Here is a 417-nt window from a genome sequence, read left to right on the forward strand (position 1 = left end):
GCAGGGTGCGCAGGGTTTCCAGGGTGCGCAGGGTGCGCAGGGTTTCCAGGGTGCGCAGGGTTTCCAGGGTGCGCAGGGTGCTGATGGTGCGCAGGGTGCTGATGGTGCCCAGGGTGCTCAAGGTGCGCAGGGCGTGCAGGGCGCGCAGGGCTTCCAGGGTGCGCAGGGCGTGCAGGGCGTGCAGGGTGCGCAGGGCGTGCAGGGCGTGCAGGGTGCGCAGGGCGTGCAGGGCGTGCAGGGCGTGCAGGGTGCGCAGGGTGCGCAGGGCGTGCAGGGCGTGCAGGGCGTGCAGGGTGCGCAGGGTTTCCAGGGTGCTGATGGTGCCCAGGGTGCGCAGGGTGCGCAGGGTGCGCAGGGCGTGCAGGGCGTGCAGGGTGCGCAGGGCGTGCAGGGCGTGCAGGGTGCGCAGGGTTTCCA

General features: G+C 73.4%; 1 protein-coding gene. It reads right to left on the minus strand.

From position 1 onward, the window contains the following. A partial coding sequence (locus ACFHVL_RS31470) for a hypothetical protein (protein WP_416632262.1) occupies positions 1 to 417 on the minus strand: 417 nt, incomplete at both ends.

The organism is Micromonospora sp. LOL_023, assembly GCF_048060115.1.
Lineage (GTDB): Bacteria > Actinomycetota > Actinomycetes > Mycobacteriales > Micromonosporaceae > Micromonospora_E.